The organism is Ensifer sp. R-19 (assembly GCF_049905105.1).
GTDB lineage: Bacteria > Pseudomonadota > Alphaproteobacteria > Rhizobiales > Rhizobiaceae > Ensifer.
This window is the reverse complement of sequence record NZ_CP184569.1, coordinates 2,814,967-2,832,691: the sequence shown is the minus strand read 5'-3', so window position 1 is coordinate 2,832,691 and position 17,725 is coordinate 2,814,967. Positions and strand designations below refer to the sequence as shown.

Sequence of the window (17,725 nt, the reverse complement as noted above, 5' to 3'; positions counted from 1 at the left end):
GGGATCAAAGGTCTGACGATTTGTGGCTCGCTAGCCAAGCCAGGTAGTAACGAGATGGCCTGCGTTACTTCTGGCTGAAGTGCTCTTCCAAGGCTCGGAGAATACTCGAAAACCCGCGTCCCTGGGCATAAAGCAAAGTCCGATCCCCTCGATGCTCTCTGATGAAATCAGTAGCAGCATGTTTGGCCGACAGCCATGTCACGACGAACAAATCAGAATTTTCAGCCAAAGCGCGGAGGCGGACGGTCCCTCCGTGATCGGAGTTACAATCGACCGTGGCTGAAGGCACCATTTCCTCGAGCGCTGCTTTAGCTTGGCGACTAGACGCCTCCGTCAAGGAGTAAATAGCGATGCGCAAGCCGTTCATGTGATTTGCAAAGTCGTCGATTGGCGGAGTGTCGACGACCCCAATTGGAATATGGAGCGACCAGCCGAGTTCTGTCGCGAGGCGCCTTATGGCGGCTTGCTGCAGACTGCTCAGCCGACCGAATACCGGTGCACTCCGGGCGAGAACACTGTGCAGGAAGGCGTCACGCTTGACAGCATCCGGAGTGCTTGATCGCATGAAGGCTTCGATCGTATCGAGAACCCAATAAATCATATCGACGCCGAAGCCTTCTCCTACCAACTCATCAATATCTGCGATCAACGCATGATATTCTTCGGCAGAAAGGCCGACCTCTAGGAGGGCCTCGACCAAGATCCCACAAGATTCATACACCGTACCCGTGCGCGTAGAATTCAATGCGAACAGCGTAAGGAGGCTGGAATATACCGGCTTCATGATCGGCGTCGGAAATGTTTCATCCCTCTGCAGCCATGCGACGAGGAAGGGGAGAGCTTGCGACGTTCTCTCTGAAGCTAGAGGATCGCTTTGCGCATGGTTTAGGGCAGCGACGAGCGCATTGACAGTCGATGGGTCACTCCGGGTTGCTGCTGGCGACCATTCATCTTTTCCCAGTCGCGCAATATCGACAGCGTTTGTGAACGACGGGTCGCTGGTTTTTTGAAGCCATTCGGGCCATGAGGATGGTACACCGTTGACGGCGGAACCATCGGCAATTCTCATAGCAGAACCGAACGGTTCGGCTTCTCGAAGCCGGGCAATCTGATCCGGAGAAAGCTTTGCCAATATCGCCAGGGCCGCGGCGAGGTTGTCGACGCCTTCCACGGCTTCGACGTGTACGAGAGCATTTCTGGCTTCGTCCAACTGCGTCAATGTGACTTGCGGCAAAACGTGAGAAGCCGGCGCGCTTGCTGCCATCTCCTCGGCAAGCCAATCTAAGCTCGCCTCATTTTCCAATACCGCTTGATGAAGGTCGCTTCTTGACGGAGCTATCCAATATTCCAAGCCGTAGATTTTCCATCCGGCGTCGGACAAGGTTGGCGGCACCGGCAAGCCTAGCATTGGTTGGGCAAAAATTCGCACCGTCGAATTGTAGATTTCTCGTGTCGCCTCTCGATCACCGGCCTCAAAGGGTTTGGCGAGATGGGTTTGGTAGAGGGCTTCAAGCAGCAAAGCGGTGATGGCTGGGGGGCGACGGGCAAGACACAAACTAGCGAAGCCAGGCAACTTGATGACGGCTGCCCAATCCTCAAATGCCGCCGCCAGTTGGACCTCAAGAAACTTTATGTTGAGCGCATCTAGACGGAGTTCGTCGCCAAGGCGTTTAAGGATCTGCGCAGCAGCGTCGCGGCGCCGCACGTTCAGATTATCTTGAAAGCGAGCCAGTAGCCAGCTTGTAGGCTCCGGCGCCGCCGTCTGAAGATCTGGTGCACGTGCGAAGGTTTCCCTGACGCGAACAAGAGCTCGAAGTGCCGTGACGATGCTCCTTGTATCAGATGGGACATGCATCACGGCTGTCGCAGCGGGGTTTGAATTTGCGACGATACGCGCAGTCGCTTCAGCCTCCGGAAGAGGTTCTGTGATACCTGTAAACGATGTCAGTGTAGGGCCTGCAAATGCCCGCAGGACCGGAGATAGTTGCCGCCATGCCCGCATTGTGTGAGCAGCGATATAGATATCGAGTGCTCCGTTCGCTTTTGGAACAGGCACGAGCGCGCCGGGGAAGTTTGAGTCGGAAACCGTCTCGAGAAGTTGCCCGCATAACTCGGCGACATCCGGCCGCGCCGAACTTAAATCCAAGACGGATACGATATCGTCTTTCAGACTGCGTGATTCTGTCAACTCAGCGGCAATCATCTAAGAAGCGCCTCCCACCTGGATTCGAGCTCAATCGTTTGTTCCGCGATGGCGGCCGGGTCCGTCCGGAACACCAGGTGCTCCCCATTGATCGATATTCCACTCAAGGTCAGGTTCATCGATCCACTTAAAAAATAGTCTGACCCCAGGAGCCCTTTCGCGTGGAAGCTTTTCTCGATTGTCCATTTGATTTGATCGCCAAATTCGCTTTTAAGGGTTTGCAACCGCGCGATAAAATAGTCGTTATGGCCATCCTCTCGAATGATCAGGCGAAGTTGGACGCCGCGCGAAAGAAGCGCTTTCAACACTTCCGATAATCTAATCGCCTTACCCGGCCAGTCGGGCTGCAGTGCCGCGAATTGACGGGCAGAATTATCGATAACTTCGATGTCAGATATCCAGGCAAAGAACAGCCACAGCTTGGGGCTCGGAGCGACCAACTCCGATACGAATACGCTTTGAAGCAGATCCCGGACTGCACGTGACTGTGCCGGCCCCTGAAGATCGCGAGACGCATGAGATTGCATTAGATTTGTTCCCTCAGCATGAGCGTCGCTAAGATGCGGCCTTCTTCCCGGTCTATGCGCTCGATGACGGGATACAGTTGTAGAACACCAATGTTGATAGGGGTCGCAACGAGAGAAACGATGGTCCGCCTAAGCGCAACTGTATCTCCTGCATCGGCAGCAAGCCGGCACGTCCCGTGCTCCTCGAACGCGCTCGACAGCTTTTGAAACCAGTCTGGGTCGTTCAGTTCAACAGTCGGTGTCGAGCGCGTCAAAAGCAGATGCCGTACGACAGCAGGATCCGTGCTCCGGGCCTCTCGATAGGGGTTATACGATTGGAGCGTGCGCTGTCGCACGTCATGCGCCCGTGGCCACAGGAGGCTGGTAACGGCCGATAGGATCGTAACGTTTCCAATAGCTGCTGCCGGCAACGTGCTGGATAGGAATGCCCGCACAGCGGTGGACAGCCGTATGTCTTTGCTGCAGATGTACGCGAACTCGCGAAGGCCAACCGATATCGCGAACCGCTGCTCAAGTTGATCCCAATAAGATTGCAAGTCCAGCAGGAGTTGATCGAGTTGAGGCCCGCTGCCTGCTCGCAACAGTCGGTTATTTAGAGAGACTGCGAAGGCATGGCTAACGTCGATGCCGCCGTTCCGCGACAGCCGTTGCGACAATCTTCGCCAGACGCTTGCGCGTTCACTATGCGAATTCGTGCTGCGAAGACGGGTCATGTCGCTAGCAACGCCGTCGTCGTTAAGTGTCAGGCGGAGGATCTGCCGGAGGCTCTCGTCGACCAATTCCAAGTCCGTTGCCGCCAATGATGCTTCAAGTGCGGCCAAGAAAATCTGGGGCTCCGATGCAAAGCGTTCCGCAAACGCCTGTAGCACACCAGCACCGCCCAACGTTGTTTCAGTGAGCCAAACGCTTGCCTGCCCGGATTCAACATCATCGCGGAGGTCGACAAGGAGCGTATCTACTGTGGCCTGACGCGGTGCCGCGGATATACAGGCCTGCAAGATAGCTTCACCTAAAGTTTCCAAGACGAGGAGGCGCACCCATCTGGCAAATGCTTCGGTTTGGGGCTGTTGAATTTGTTCACCTAGGGCGCGCAGACGTTCTCGAACGATCGGTAGCCGCAATTGAGCCGAGAGAGCCTGCTGAAGTCGTCCCGGTCGTGCCGTTGCCGCGGCTTGGTGATTTAGGCCCGTCGCATTTTCGTCACCGTCAGACTTGTCATCAAAGTCGTCGTCCTCCGGTAAAGAAGGTGGCAGCGCGCCGAATAGTTCACTCATTGTATCGTTGAATGCGCCCTCGAGCCTTTCCTCGCTGAGGACGTCAGCAGCAACATCAGATAACGTCCGTCCGGTAACCGAAGCATCCGCCAGTAGTACAGATATCAGGATCTGGAATAGCCAGTCGCGCTGAAAGATATTGAGATCCGATGGCAATGCCTCGTCAGACCGGAAAGCATCCTTCGCAAAGGCGAGCTTGCATGCCGCGAGGAGAGGACCGGACAACCCGGTCGCTGCAATTGCAAGATGAGGCGGAAAGTTCAAATCGACCCGAAGACCATCGACCTCAAGTTCAAACCCTAAGGCAGCCGGACGGTTGTCGTCGCTCGTAAAGCGCACATTGACCGGGAAGTCGTCTTGGAGGGTCCGCACGTTCGCAAAAGCCGCCGGAGCAAACCTCCGTACATGGACGCTCGATCGAAATCTATGGAGGTAGAAGTCGATCGACCCCACCAAACTTCGCCAGGACGAGCGTGGCGGTATCGGGACGCTCAGCGGTTCGCCGTTTGGGAAAATATCGGTCTGCCAGGCCAATCTTGCGTTACTGCTCGGCAACGCGTCGCTGCGAGGCGCTTTTGAGAGGCGGATCGTCCAAGGGCGAAATACCAACACCGGTGCACCATCTGTGACGCCATTAAAACGACCAGTAAATTCGCCGACGAATTCGTGCTCGTCAGCATAGTCGCCGATGCGAATGTCCTGTTCTGGAAAGGCAGGATTCACCGGGATCCAGTGCGAGAGCGCTCCTCGTTCGAACGCGAACCGCCGCGTAACGCGGCCAGGCGCGAACTGCTGGAGCCCCTGAAGGATCGGCATCATTTCCGCGCGCTCTTCATGATTCGTGGTCGCAGGGGGAATGATTACCCGAATCTCGGGAAGACTTAGATCGCTGAACAGGCTGCGCGGAACGAAGTCAGGAAGCGGATGGTGGTTGATCTGTAGGTCTCGTTCGCCTTGCTGCCCTGGAAACGCAAGGTTCCACTGCCGAAAGACCCGTCTCACCAGGGTTGGGATCGCCTCGAGCAGGAGCGAACGTGGAGCCTCCCAAAGCAGGCTGTCAACGGTATTTCCGTCGATCGCGAGCGCGGCCATTAGGTATCTACGAAGATCATCGATCGTTGCTGGGTTACCCTGAATAACTTCCGTCAGCTTGGTTTTTGTCCGTTCCAAGACGGCTTGAGCGGATTGATTGGCATGTGTCTGCGGACGGCTCAATAGGTCCCACTGCCAAGCCCTCTCAAAACCAGTCGTCCTTGCCGACAGCCAATCGAACACCGCATAAACGGCCTGAATTTTCAGAATATAAGGGTTCCTGGTCGGCAGATGCTGGGGTTCTAGCACCGGATCGAACAGGTGCTCGTAGGCCTGGTAAAACGCCCGATCTCTGCCGTAGTCGGACAGAACCGTCAGCGTTATCGGCCTCATATCGCGATCACGACCGGCTCGGCCCTTGCGCTGAAGAAACGATGCCATGCCCTTGGGCGCTTTGTGCTGAATGACAGCCCCGACGGTCGGATCGTTGAAGCCGACTTCCAGTGCGGTCGTCGCCACGACTATGTTTGCGGATTGATTGACCCCGGTGTCTTGGGACGTTGTACGGCCGACCACAAGCCTTCGGTCGAGGGGATGGCCGATATCTTCACAGATCCGCCATCGCTGACCTTCCACGTCCCGCACGGTCGCGTCGCCGCCGCCGGCGCGAATGTTCGCGAGCGGGCTTCGCTGATTGTCGGGCTTCCCGAAAATTGTATAGGCTTCCGCATCGCGCAGATCATCGAACAGTCGGTTGGTGACGTCGAGATCGTCTGTAAACAGGAAAGCGCGGCGGCCAAAAGCACCTGACGCGCCGGTCAATTCAGGCGGATCGAGGAGCCGGGGAAGAAGCATTGACGTCTGGATCGTCGTCGACAGCAATGATGCTCGAGACGTCGGATCGCCCCTCAGCAGAATCTGATATTCCGCTCCCTGTTCTTCGTACTCTTCAGAGGTCGGCGTGATTTCGACAACGCGATCTGGATGAGCGCCTGTCAAATCTGCAAAAAACCGTGCAGCGTCGCCCAATGTCGCCGATAGCCCCACCCAACTCACAGGTGCTGACAGAAGATGGCGCCATCGTCTCAGTGTCAAAGCGGCTTGCGCGCCGGAAGCACCTTCGTAGGTGTGCACCTCGTCAAGCAGACCTAAGAATGGGCGTTTGGCCGGTGGCAGCCCCACCCCAAAGAGCCCTCTCATCCAGTGATCAGACAGGCGCTGGTTCAACATTTCGGTTGTTGTGAAAAGGATATCAGGCGGCTGGCGCTGCAGCCTTTCCCGGGTGAGCACGATCCGGCTATCGTCAATGATCCCGACGCATTGCGGTCGTACGCATCTCAGGCGTTCGGTCTTTGCTTCGATATCGGCCTTCTGCCAGAGCAACTCACTGTCGCAAACTGGGCAGCGCATGAAGGGACATACAAAATCTTGTCCGCGTCGAGGCCATTCGGCCTCGACCAGCTTCCGCTCATTCGCGCGAGACGGCGTGGAGCGGAACAAAGCGCCAATCCTCATTTGCCTGCGCCCATTCGTCGCAAGAGCCTGGTCCACGGCGCGTGCCATCCTAAAGGCTTCGAGGAATTGGTCTTTCAACAATTCAGTGCGCGGATATATGGCGACAGCTTTGACCCAATGGTCCGACCCTATCGCCTCTCCAATGCGGATCATTGCCGGCAAGTAGAACGCGATGGTTTTTCCACTGCCCGTACCAGCAGTCACGATTGTACCGCCATCATCAGTGGGAGCCGCAATCCGCACAGCCGCGCGTTCCTGAAACGCCGCTAGCTTCATTCCGGGCCGAGCAGTCAGAGCCACCCATAGATCTTCTCTTAATTGGCTGGCGGAGAATGTTGTCTCATGTCGGGCGAATACGTCGCGCGGCAGTTGATCTCGTCTCGGAAAACGCCGCGGCCTTCGGTCGACGCGGAAGTCCGTGACCAGATGCGGCGCCCCTTGCCACGGCTTATTTGGGAAAAGTTGCCGGTTCGCAGCAAGCAGACGGACCGCCTCACCAAAGCGCGACCGCAGGCGTACACCGCTTCCTGAGCCGTGTATCTCAATGATGACTTTAGCGTCGATGAGTTCCTCGACAAGATTATCCAGCGTATCTGCGTTAGCAATACCACCCAACCGAGACCGCATGAGCGTAAGGAGTTCAGCCTCGCTAAGAGAGCCGTCCGTAAACCCCCATTCAAGCGACCGCATTTCGACGGATTCAATAATATCAAGGACAACCAGTGCCTGCTGCGAAAGCGCCATAGAAGAGATACCTAGCTGAGCCTGATCCTGAACGCCGAGGTTAGACCTTTGTCGTTCAGCCACGTTCTGACTTCCTCGGTAAAGGAGGCTAGCATTGCCCCCTCGCTCGCTGCCGTCCGGATGAAGGTGATAACACTCGCGGGGATGTCATCAGCCGAAAGCTCGGCCCAAGCCTTCTCCAGGTCAGTCACAAACGTGTTGATCTGTTTGATCGCGGCTTTTGGATCCGAAGGGACAATCGCTCCTATGCTTTCGATAGCGCTGCGGCACTGTCGGATCTTCCTTACACTCTCTTGGAATTGCGGAATTGCTGCGAGCGCACCAAGGACCTCCGTAGAGCCACGATCCGCACGCTGCGCCACATAAGCGCTCCACGAGGCACTCAATCCCTTCTCGGCGCTGAGTGCGATTGCGTTTATTCGATCAGCGAATTCGTATTTGAGATCGAACGGCGGATCGTTGATAATTGACGGATTGTCGACAAGCGCCTCACGGAGTTGCTTGGCTTTGGCGGCGTAAGATCTAGCATCCGAATTGAACACCGGAACCCGGACGCCAGCCTCAGAAAAGTCTCGGAGACTTTGCAATGCCAAGGAAAGCTTTCCAGCAAGTGCGGTGAATTGGTTGGCGCGCGTCTGAAAGATCGCCGCCTCATCCGCTGCCCCTTTCAGACGCTGAAATTCTGCGATTTTGGTTGCTAGACCGGCCGCACGTTCAAGTAACATCTGATGCCTCCGTGGTGGCACAAAGTTCGTCGAGACCTGATTCAATGCTTTGAAGCGAGGTGTCGATCTGCTGAAGATTGTTCGCCAAGCCACCGTGCTTTGCCGAAAGGCTTTCACCGTAGGCGGTGAAGTTTTCGTCAATGGAGTCCAAGAACCGTTTCGCTACATTGGCCAGCAGAAGACCTGCCTCGACTGCATTCCGGCGCCCTTTCCCGAAATGTGGAAGTGCGGCTAACCCATCGTCCTGCTTAGCCAAATTGCGAGCAGCAGCAAGGGAGTCGTCAAAGAGAGCGGATTGGAAGGTTTGGAGTGCGTCGAGGAGACTCTTTCCTGTATTGTTTGAACCTATGCCGGCCGCGAAGGCCGTCTGGTGCGCATTTTCGAGCGCGCTCACAATGGACGCCCGCGTTGCCTCTTTGCCAAACGCCTCCTCCATCTCATTCAGCCATTGCTGCCTTATCGCCATCTCAGCACCCGCCGCCGTTGGAAGCGCAGATTGAACATCGCGATAGATCTTGGCGATCTCGCTTCGATCACCTTCGGGGGGCTGGAGCAGAAGACGCCATTTAGACCGCCGAATACCACGCACCGGGCCAACTACGCGCGCCGGGTTCAGCATGGCGCCCGCGCGACCGCCCTTCATGCTTGATGTCTGGGCTCGGGCGATGCCAACAATTTTTTCGCGGCTTTGGACGAGGACCTTATATAGGGCCTCCATCTCACGCGCGGTACTAGCACAATCAGGCTGCCAAGGGGTAAAAGCGCCGTCGATCATATCGGCGACAAGCGCGTCCGGCCTGATCTTACCGGCGATGGCGGCGCCTACACATAGCAACTCCAAAGCAGCATCAGCCTGATTCCATGTCGGTGAAGGAGCGCAAAAAAGTCGCAATTGTTGTTCGATGGCTTTCGACCAGGCCTCGACGCAGTCGAGGAAGGCGGCCAGCATCGTGTCGCCGTTCTCGAAATCCCATCGGAATTGTTGTCGATTTGCACGGAGCAGGCCTTGCAGCGCTGCACCAGCCATTGGTGCAGGAATGAGATCTCCCGGGATGCGGATTTTTACCGGAAGGTGTTCCTGTATTTGAGTGGTCTGCCGATCGAAGCTGATGCTGTTGATCTGAAAGGGCTTCCCAGTCCTGCCGATAAAGTTGGTACGCGCAAGACCGAGCATATCCCAATCAATGGAGTCTACGATCGCAGGAAAAATAAGTTCGCGAAGTTGCTGGGCGACCCTCTGATCGAGACCTCCGCCGTTGATCCATTGCTCAATCGCGACGTCCTCGCGGCTGACGGTCGGAGATTTTGATTTTTCTGGCGGAGCTTCGAGGGTTTCCGTCGTGGTACTCTTCGTACTTACTTCCGATGCACCGGGAATTTCGGGAATATCGAATGCAGAACGAAGCGCGGCATCGAGGTTCTTGATCTCGCCCGATCCATCGTACAGTTCGAGAAACGCTTCCCAACGTTCGAATACGTGGGGGTTGCGGTTCTGGAGTTGGGTCTGAGCTGACAAAGGCAATACTCTAACGCCGCCCAGTTTCTCCAGCAGTCTGTAGGGCGGAAACGTGCCGGTTCGGATCGCGTCTCCACAATTGTCAAGAACCTCCACAAGAAGGTCGTTCTGAAGGATTCGCGGGTTTAGACTTTGCGGCATCGTGTTGTCGGCACGGGATGCCGAGTTCCAAAGCGCGGTACCGGTGAAAGGATAGAGCCCATAGCCATCCACCTGACCAAACGTCGTGTGACATTGACCTTGATAAGGACAGGTCGCACAGCGTGATGGAGGATCTTCTCCTGGCGTAGCTGTTTTACTCCAGTCATCGATGCGGTCTCGCCCGAGCCGGACAGCGTTGAGATAGCGCGAGGCGAACTGGCTTAACGATGACGCAGTGACGTTCATGCCGTCAGTGCGACCTGCCGATCGATTCATGTCTACAACATGCGTCGTTCGCATGTATGCCGTTTCAGCGACGCTTTCAAAAAAGCCTGTGGTGACAGCGATCGCCGAACGCATTTTACATTGACGATCATCTCCGTGTGATGTGATCGCTTGTAACAGCGCGCGGTCAATGCCTTGGAGACGCGCAAATTCCTCAACGAGAAGCACAAGTTCCATGCCCTGGCGCTTCAAGTGCGTACGGAGGCGGGCCATCAATTCTTCGATGCGGTCGCCGGAAAAACTCAAGGTGCGAGCGACCGCCCGGTCAAGGTTGCGATTGATTATCTTGATCGCAAGCGGGAGGTAGGTGGTTGCGTCAATGGCGATGATGTCCATGGCGTCTCGCGCCTGCTTGGAGGCATTGACGAAGTCCGTGCCACCGAGAGGGAGATCCGCTTCCTCGAATGTACGGCGTCGGTCTGGGCGGTCCTTCGCGTTCGAGCGCGTGAAAATATGATCGACGATTTCTGCAATGACTGTGTCGTCACCCAGAAAATGCGTCGCTCGCATATGAGGGTCTTGGAAAAGATGGGGAAGGTGCGTTACGAGTTCCTGTTCAACCTCATCCGCATCATTGGGCAAGACTTCTTCGCGGATGACCTGGGCAATGTCATTGAGCAGTTGCTGCTTCTGGTCATCTCGGGTCTGGGTCCCGTCACCTGCGGATTGCAGCGTGTCTAGGAAGCTTTGCTGTTCTTCTGCCGGCAGCTTCCCAATGATCATACCAACAATAGCACGCAGACTCGTTCCCGATTTCGGGACCACGAGAACCATGCGCGTTCCATCTTCCTTGATGTTAAGACGCATCCAGTGGACAAGGTGAGACTTGCCCGATCCTGTCTCACCAAGGATCGCGGCCAGCACGTGAGGGCGGTCGGAGCTAAGAAAATCGGCGAGGAACTCACTCGGCTCCGCATCTCTCCAGGAGGCCTCGTTCAATTTCAATTCCTGGAAGGACTTTCCAACGGGAGGGCTTACCTTCAGATCCCAATCGCTGTGAACCGCTCGAAACAAACTGTCAGGGATATGTTCGGCAAAGGGATTTATCACCTGCCGGACAGCGTTTGGATCCCAACAGAGGACGTTACGCATTTGCGTTGCTCCTCAACTTCACATGGCTAATTCTTATATCGCGGATACCGAAATCGAGAACGCGAGCCGGAGCGTCGGCGACAACGTTCAGGGCGAGCCGTTGGCGATCAGCAAGACGCTGAAGTGCCAAGCTCGTGGCGATCGAAAGGCGATGTGCGGAAGCATCATTAGCCGGCGGGTTCAAACGCATGGAATCGTACTGCTGACGGACGCTGCCCTTTTCGAAGACCGGGAAGATTGCGGCCAGCCGGCTTAAGAACTGCTCTATCGGCAATTCATCCTCTTGCGAGAAAATGACGGGAAGGACCCTGTCAATCGCGCGCACAGGATCAGGGACCGCACGGCGTGAGCTTGTGTCTTCAGCATCACGTCCGCCGATGATCGTCGCGAACCCTAAGTAACGGGCCCAATAAAGAAAATTTTGGTATCTGTTAAGCGAGGTCAGCTCAGTTTCATCCGCATTTTCCCCGATCTCCGCTCGCAACTCGATTTGCGGAGGAGCCGAAAAATTCATTGGCTTCAAGGGGTTTGCGCTCAAGAACCAAGACAGCGCCAGCATGAAGGCACTTTGTTGAGCTTCCTCCGATTGTTTGGCATCAAACAGCTTTGCAAGGAGGAACTCACGAAAATAATGCTCGCAGTCTTGCGCGCGTTTTCCCGCGCCCCGGGCTTCGTCGGTCAGCCGTAACCTTCCGTCGATTTCCTCGACCAATCCCATTCTGCGCGCTTCCGAGAGCGTATTGCTAAACAATGTGGTTGACGAGTCGCCATCCTCGTCGGCACCTCGGCTTGCGAGCGAAGGCGGGGTCGCCCATGCCTCGATTCGTTCCTTCACCTCGCCGTTTTCGGAGTCAAATAACGAGGAGTATATTGCGAAAAGGCGGCTGGGAACTGCCTGTGCGGTGGTGATGATACTCATTGCGTAACCCGTGAGAAAAAATCGCCGAGAGTGAGTGTGCGGCCACCGAAGACATCGCGCAAACGACGCTGGTCATGGCTTTTCTGATCCCGAGGAGCGATGAAAATCCTAGGAGCCCCGCTACGTGGCTCCAGGTTTTGTGCGAACAGTTGCTGGTCGTTTCCGACTAAAACTATCTCCGGCCCTTTCGGGAGGCGCGAAAGAGCGAGTGATGGGACATGTGACACGAAAAACGGTACATATTCCGCAAATTGCAGTACTCGTGCCATATCAAAAGGCGGACGCCCCAAAATGAGCAGCTTCGACAGGCCGTCTTTTTGCAAACGGTGAAAACTTTCGCCAAGCCGCCGCGACGCCTTGCGGTCAAGTTCATCGTGGTCATAGGTCACAAGAAGTCGACCGTCGCGATCCAAAAGCCGATCGATCTCGGGAGTAATCACTCCAGGCCATGGCGCGCGCGGTTCGCCAACCGGCCTTGTTTGATGACGAGATGCCATGCTTACCCGGCATTTGCTGCAGCGACTGCAAGTACGGCTGACACGATCAGCCCCGTACAGCTCTTCAAAAACCTCCGCAGGACAGCGGTCGCTGGCCAGAAACTTGCGCATAAGATCGAGGTTGCGTTTGTTGGCAAGCCAAATCTCACGGCGAAACGGCTCAACACGTTCGCGCCACGTGTTTTCATCGAGATGGTGGTCATCAACGATATCAATTTCGAGCCAGTCGCCCTTCTCAAGGATCCGCGGGTAAGGGGTGCCCAACATGCGTATGAGTCCGGCTCTGGCCATCAGTGTCAGCGTCCGCAGATTCCAATCGGTGTTCGCGTCGCCAACCATATCGATATCGCCTTCCTCGGACCCTGGCCGACCGTCAATCCGAACTGCAAAGCGCGCGCTGCCGAGCGACAACTTCCGCGTAAACATTGTGGACCACCGTTGTAGGCCGCGGTCGATGCCTATAACCTTTTGAGCGTTGATACTCTCTGCTGTCTTGTAGTCCTTCGGGGTGGGAACGATGATCGAGAGGGACGCCTTTCCGTCCCGGCCTCCTCGACCAACCTCTTGGTAGAACCGGTCGAGTGTCTCTGGTACGCAGGCATGGATTACCGACCGTGCATGAGCATAATCAATCCCGAGGCCGAACGCTGAGGTGCCGACAACAATATCCAGAACGCCGTCGCGCCATTGTGACACCGTCGACTCGCGGTCGTGTTGCTGCGTCTTGCCATGAAGTTTTCGAACTCGACGGAAACCCGCATCGATGAGGCGGGAGTACCAGGCGTTCGCCTCGTCCACCTCCGTGACATAAAGAACGGCAGGGCGCGGTGCGTGGTGAAGGGCCTCAAGCACGCGGTCAACTCGAACAGCCTCGGGGGTGTCAGCGGAGATCCAGTAATCCGGCTCGGGCCGAAGTTGGACGGCAGCGATGCTCTCAAAGTGGCCATCCGTTCCAAAAAGCGTCTGAAGCGTCTCAAGGGACGTATCGGTCAAGGTCGCAGAGAGAAGTATTGTCCGCATTCGTTGTGTTGGGGGTGCGGCCGCTATTAATTCTCTTCTTAGGCTGCTCAGTTCCTGGAACTCGGTGCGAAACCCTGTGCCCCATTGATCGACAAGATGGGCCTCGTCTACGACGAGAGCGCGCAGATGCCCAGCTTCGGCCGCGCGGCGCAACGGAGCGCGAAGCGCCCCGCAAGCTGCCTCGGGCGAGGTGAAACACAACCCTTGTGAGCCATCAACAATGCGTTGAGCGATGACGGCGTTTTGGACGTCATTTCCCCCCTGATACAAAAGCGGCTTGCTCAATCCGCAAATTTCGACACCCTCTTGCTCATGATTGATCCCGAGCGCCACGGTCGGAACAATGACGAGCGTCACGCCTTTTCCGGACTGGTTGTCACTCCCTGTGAAGCCAACGCTCTGAGCGAGTTGGAAGATCATACTCTTCCCCTCGCCAGTCGGTAATGCAACAACAAGAGTACCGCCCACGGGCGTGGACAAGGCCGCGCGAACTGCCGCCCGCTGTCCACGACTGCGATAAGCGCGTCTTTTGATCGATGCTAAAAACGGGTCGCCCGGATCGTCTGCGGCGCCAAATTCGCGGCGCGTAGTCTCTGAAGCCGCTAATCCATCGACCCCTTCAACCGTAAAACGCCTTCCATTTCCAAGCCAGTCCGGTTGCCATGGAAGAGCAGTCACGTGAACGCCGCTCGATGCAGCTTCGACCTCGAGGCCCGCTTTCTCCCAGCCGCGAAAATCAGAAAGCCGGCTATGGGTGACAAGAACCGTTGGCGACACTTTGTAGCCGCGTCTGGCATGTTCATGGCGCAGGGCTTGGCGTAACAGGACCGCAAGATCGAGTTGACTTGCCAAACACGGACTTTCACAAAGCGCGTGCCGAAGACGCTCTATGGCCGGGGAGGCCGAACGCCATCCCTGACCATCCTCTTTGTCCGCGAGAAGCCCGATTAAGGCAGCAAACGCTTCATGTCCGTCCAGTTCAATCATGCATGCTCCCCCGGCGGACGAGCAGAGACCACGACGCATCCCATGGAGTCCAGTCGGATCGACGGCTCACGGACGCTCGGCACGATTGTCATCAGGAGCGTAAGGTCGCGGTCAACAGTGGGGTCACTGGTCGCGCTACGACGGAGGAGGCGATACCGATGGCGTTCAACATCTGCCTCAGCCAAACGTGCAGCCGCCGAGAGCATTTCAGCCACCTCTGGACGCGCAGCCAGACCTGCACGCGCGCGGTCGCGTGCTTTGCGGCATAATTCCGGAAATATCGCCGGATCGATGATCTCAGCGAAGACATGCGGTCGGCTGCCGAGATTAAGGTCGCCAGCCGCAGTTCGACTTCCCTTGCGGTAAGGCTGCTCGAGGATAGCGAGAAGCTTCGGGTCAGTGACTTCTTCACCGTTCACATCAATGAAGACTGTATAACTGCGTGGGGCTAGATAACGCTGCGCTCGCCTCCACAGTGCGAGGTCGGAACGGCTAGGTGCTAGCAAATCGGAAAGCTCGACTGCGGGTTCTATGATGAAACAGAGCTTGAAGCCGATCCAAAGTCCGCCCTCCCACGCGGGCGATGAGCGGTATGTGATAAACGCGGTACCGCGATCGTCCCACCGTGTGAAGCGTTGAACGATGTCCACCAGAGGCGTCCCGGGGCGCAAGAGCACGACGTCCGGCCGTTTCGTCGCAACACGACGTTTCCAGCTATAGGGCCGCGTGCCGTCTGCGGACAGTTCGGATTGCCAGGGTATCCGTGGAATAAGTGTGAGTCTGGTGGCATCCAGTCTGAACGGGTCTTGTGCGGGTGGGGAGAACGGACGCTTTCTCAACTGCAGCGTATCGAGAAGCCAGCCATCGACCGCAGTTTCGATTAGCTCCTCGTTTTCCTCAGCCGCCTCCAAAGCCTCGATGTAAGTCTCGACACGCTCGTCCGCGAGCGCGATGCGATCCAAAGCGTACTGCTCATCCTGCGACTTCCGCTCCTCGACAATCCGTAACCTTATGTCGGAGACGAGTGCTTTCAAAGCATCGGGACCGTTGCAGAGTAGAGTGTTGAAAACCTCTCTTTCGAAGTCGTCGAGTAAGAACTGGATGTCGCTAATTGACCGGTTGAAGATCGCCAACCCGTCAGTCAGCAGATCAAACCATGCTTTCCATGGACTGATATCGTTTTCGGAAGGAAGTAAAACACGATGGCGGATCGTACCTTTTCTTCGACCAAATCGATCAAGCCTTCCAATCCGCTGCTCCACTCTTGCAGCCGAGAGCGGCAGATCTAGGTGAATAATCGCGTCTGCGAAGCTTAGATTGAGGCCTTCTTCCCCCGACATGTCGGTGACCAAAACCGATGTTTTTCCAGAAAATTCGAACGCGGTCAGAACCTGACGAGACTGCGCAGTGTTCTTAGTCAGTAGGAACGTGGCACAATCGTCGTTGGACCTCTGATAGGCATCGTGAAACTTTGTCGCGATCTCGGCCGAGGAGGAAAATACCACAATCCGGGGATGGAGGCCGTCGGATCGAACCGCCTTAATCAAGCGAGTAGTGCTTTCGACCATTGTTTCAACGCGGCCGCTATCACCTCTGTCTTGGGCAATCGAGCGGAGTGCCGTGAGCAGATCTTCTTCGCCATCGAATGTTGATCGCGCAGCTTCAAGCCATGCGCGCAGATCCCGTCCCCCATTGCTGGCCGCAGTCAACAATTCCCGGTAGCGGTGTGTGGCGCGCTCAACCGCGTCTGGCTGGCCGATCGATGCTTCGGCGGCAGCGAACCGCCAGTCTTCCAGGGTCGCGAGCAGATGTTCAGTCGTATCGTCAGGATCTTCCTCGCTGCGCAGGTGACTTAGACTGGTTTCTCCATTGCGAACGGGGCCGCGAGGAGTGAACTCCCAGCCCGCCGCGTCTGCGCGACGCGACCGGATCAACCGTTGATGAATGCGGTAGCTATCCGCAACATGGACTTTGAGCGCTGAGCAAGCGGCAACAAGGTCGATAGTGCTATCGCGTGTTCCCTCTATAATGCGCGGCGCCAAGTCCTGGACAACAGTGTCATTGGGGAAAAGCTTCTGTAACTCCGCCCCCCTCTGTCGCAACACAATGCCAGGAGAGTCTGGGTTTAGGCTCAAAAGCAGGCGTCCGATATTTCGCCGTTGCTTAAGCTTTTCGCGGAAGCCGCCAACGTCCTCAAGCGGATGGCTTGTCGGATCAAGTAGGTTCAAAAGTGCAAGAAATCTAGCTTCTTCACCCAGTGGAGGGGTAGCGGACAGCAACAACAGGACGGGCGATTTCAACGCCAGCGAGCGCAATCGTTCGGCAGACGAAAGAAGGTTTCCGTGATCAAGCCCGACGAGGTGATGGGCTTCATCGACAACCAAAATATCCGGAGACAAAGCGACTTTGGCTAGGTCCGAATGTCTGCAATAGTGAACGGTGTCCGGAAACTGATCAAGCTTGAGCTTCTCCGAAAGCTCGTTCCGCCATTGCTCCACGAGATGGTCCGGTGCGGCGATAACGACTCGGGTTGTGGGGTCATCAATGAGGTGCTGGCGTATGATCAGTCCTGCCTCGACGGTTTTGCCCAGGCCGACCTCATCTGCAAGCAAGTAACGCTGAATGGGATCGCCAAGGACCCGCTTTACAGCAGCGATCTGGTGCGGGACGTAGTCAACGCTTGCCGAAATGAGCGAGGTGAAGCCTTGAGCCGCGCTGTTCAGTCCGAGCAATGTGTCGGACGCCTTTTGCCGGCGGTCGTGGAGAAACTGGGTCTCCGCGGCACCTTCGGCCAGTATTTCGGCCGGATCCTCTGGAGCGTTCCACGGCCGAACAAAAAGATTTGCCTCGCTATAATCCTCCGATTTCCCGTTTGGGAACCGCACCTCATAGCTTATAAGCCCCTGGTCTTGCTGCTGGAAATCGACAACGCGGCCAACACGGAATCGATTAGCCCGCCGCGCGTAAACGCGGGTTTGCGGGCTGAGGTAGGCGCGTTGAAGTTGGGCAAGCTCAACATCTACTGTTTGTGTGGAGCGAGCTGACCGAAACAGTGATACGGCCGACAGTGTGCCGGACACCGCTTCGAGCTTTCCGAGACCTACGCGACCCGGCAACTCTACAAACATGCCCGGAATTAGCATTTCCGAAGCTCTGTGACCCAAAGGCGCTCCGCTACACATCTCCTCCTTGTCATTCCGCCTCGCGCGCGCGTTTAAAGTACCACAACTACTCAGTCGGATCGAACT

The 17,725-nt window shown here is 56.4% G+C and carries 8 protein-coding genes; all 8 read right to left on the bottom strand.

What is annotated here, in order from left to right; translation table 11 throughout:
- Positions 1 to 64 precede the first annotated feature (64 nt).
- The 8 genes from dpdD to dpdE are packed head-to-tail and all read right to left on the bottom strand — an operon-like array spanning position 65 to position 17,605.
- Positions 65 to 2,203 carry a protein DpdD gene (gene dpdD / locus ACN9MO_RS13845; RefSeq protein WP_425985288.1) on the bottom strand — a complete coding sequence of 713 codons (2,139 nt, stop codon included), beginning with the start codon at positions 2,201 to 2,203 and terminating at the stop codon, positions 65 to 67.
- Complete coding sequence (dpdK, locus tag ACN9MO_RS13840; protein WP_425985285.1) at positions 2,200 to 2,730, bottom strand: phospholipase D-like domain-containing protein DpdK; 531 nt, start codon at positions 2,728 to 2,730, stop codon at positions 2,200 to 2,202. The genes dpdD and dpdK overlap by 4 nt, the downstream gene beginning before the upstream one ends.
- Positions 2,730 to 7,358: a protein DpdJ gene (gene dpdJ, locus ACN9MO_RS13835; protein WP_425985282.1), complete on the bottom strand. Its 4,629-nt coding sequence runs from the start codon at positions 7,356 to 7,358 to the stop codon at positions 2,730 to 2,732. Before dpdJ ends, dpdK begins: the two co-directional genes overlap by 1 nt.
- The gene (locus ACN9MO_RS13830; protein ID WP_425985279.1) at positions 7,307 to 8,020 is read right to left on the bottom strand and encodes a hypothetical protein; all 714 of its coding nucleotides are present in this window, start codon (positions 8,018 to 8,020) and stop codon (positions 7,307 to 7,309) included. Before ACN9MO_RS13830 ends, dpdJ begins: the two co-directional genes overlap by 52 nt.
- Positions 8,010 to 11,054, bottom strand: a complete 3,045-nt coding sequence (gene dpdH / locus ACN9MO_RS13825; RefSeq protein WP_425985276.1) for a protein DpdH — start codon at positions 11,052 to 11,054, stop codon at positions 8,010 to 8,012. The genes ACN9MO_RS13830 and dpdH overlap by 11 nt, the downstream gene beginning before the upstream one ends.
- Complete coding sequence (gene dpdG / locus ACN9MO_RS13820; protein WP_425985273.1) at positions 11,047 to 11,973, bottom strand: protein DpdG; 927 nt, start codon at positions 11,971 to 11,973, stop codon at positions 11,047 to 11,049. Before dpdG ends, dpdH begins: the two co-directional genes overlap by 8 nt.
- Positions 11,970 to 14,477 carry a protein DpdF gene (dpdF, locus tag ACN9MO_RS13815; protein ID WP_425985270.1) on the bottom strand — a complete coding sequence of 836 codons (2,508 nt, stop codon included), beginning with the start codon at positions 14,475 to 14,477 and terminating at the stop codon, positions 11,970 to 11,972. The genes dpdG and dpdF overlap by 4 nt, the downstream gene beginning before the upstream one ends.
- Positions 14,474 to 17,605 (bottom strand): protein DpdE, encoded by a 3,132-nt coding sequence (dpdE, locus tag ACN9MO_RS13810; RefSeq protein WP_425985267.1) that lies wholly within the window; start codon positions 17,603 to 17,605, stop codon positions 14,474 to 14,476. The genes dpdF and dpdE overlap by 4 nt, the downstream gene beginning before the upstream one ends.
- Positions 17,606 to 17,725: the final 120 nt, after the last annotated feature.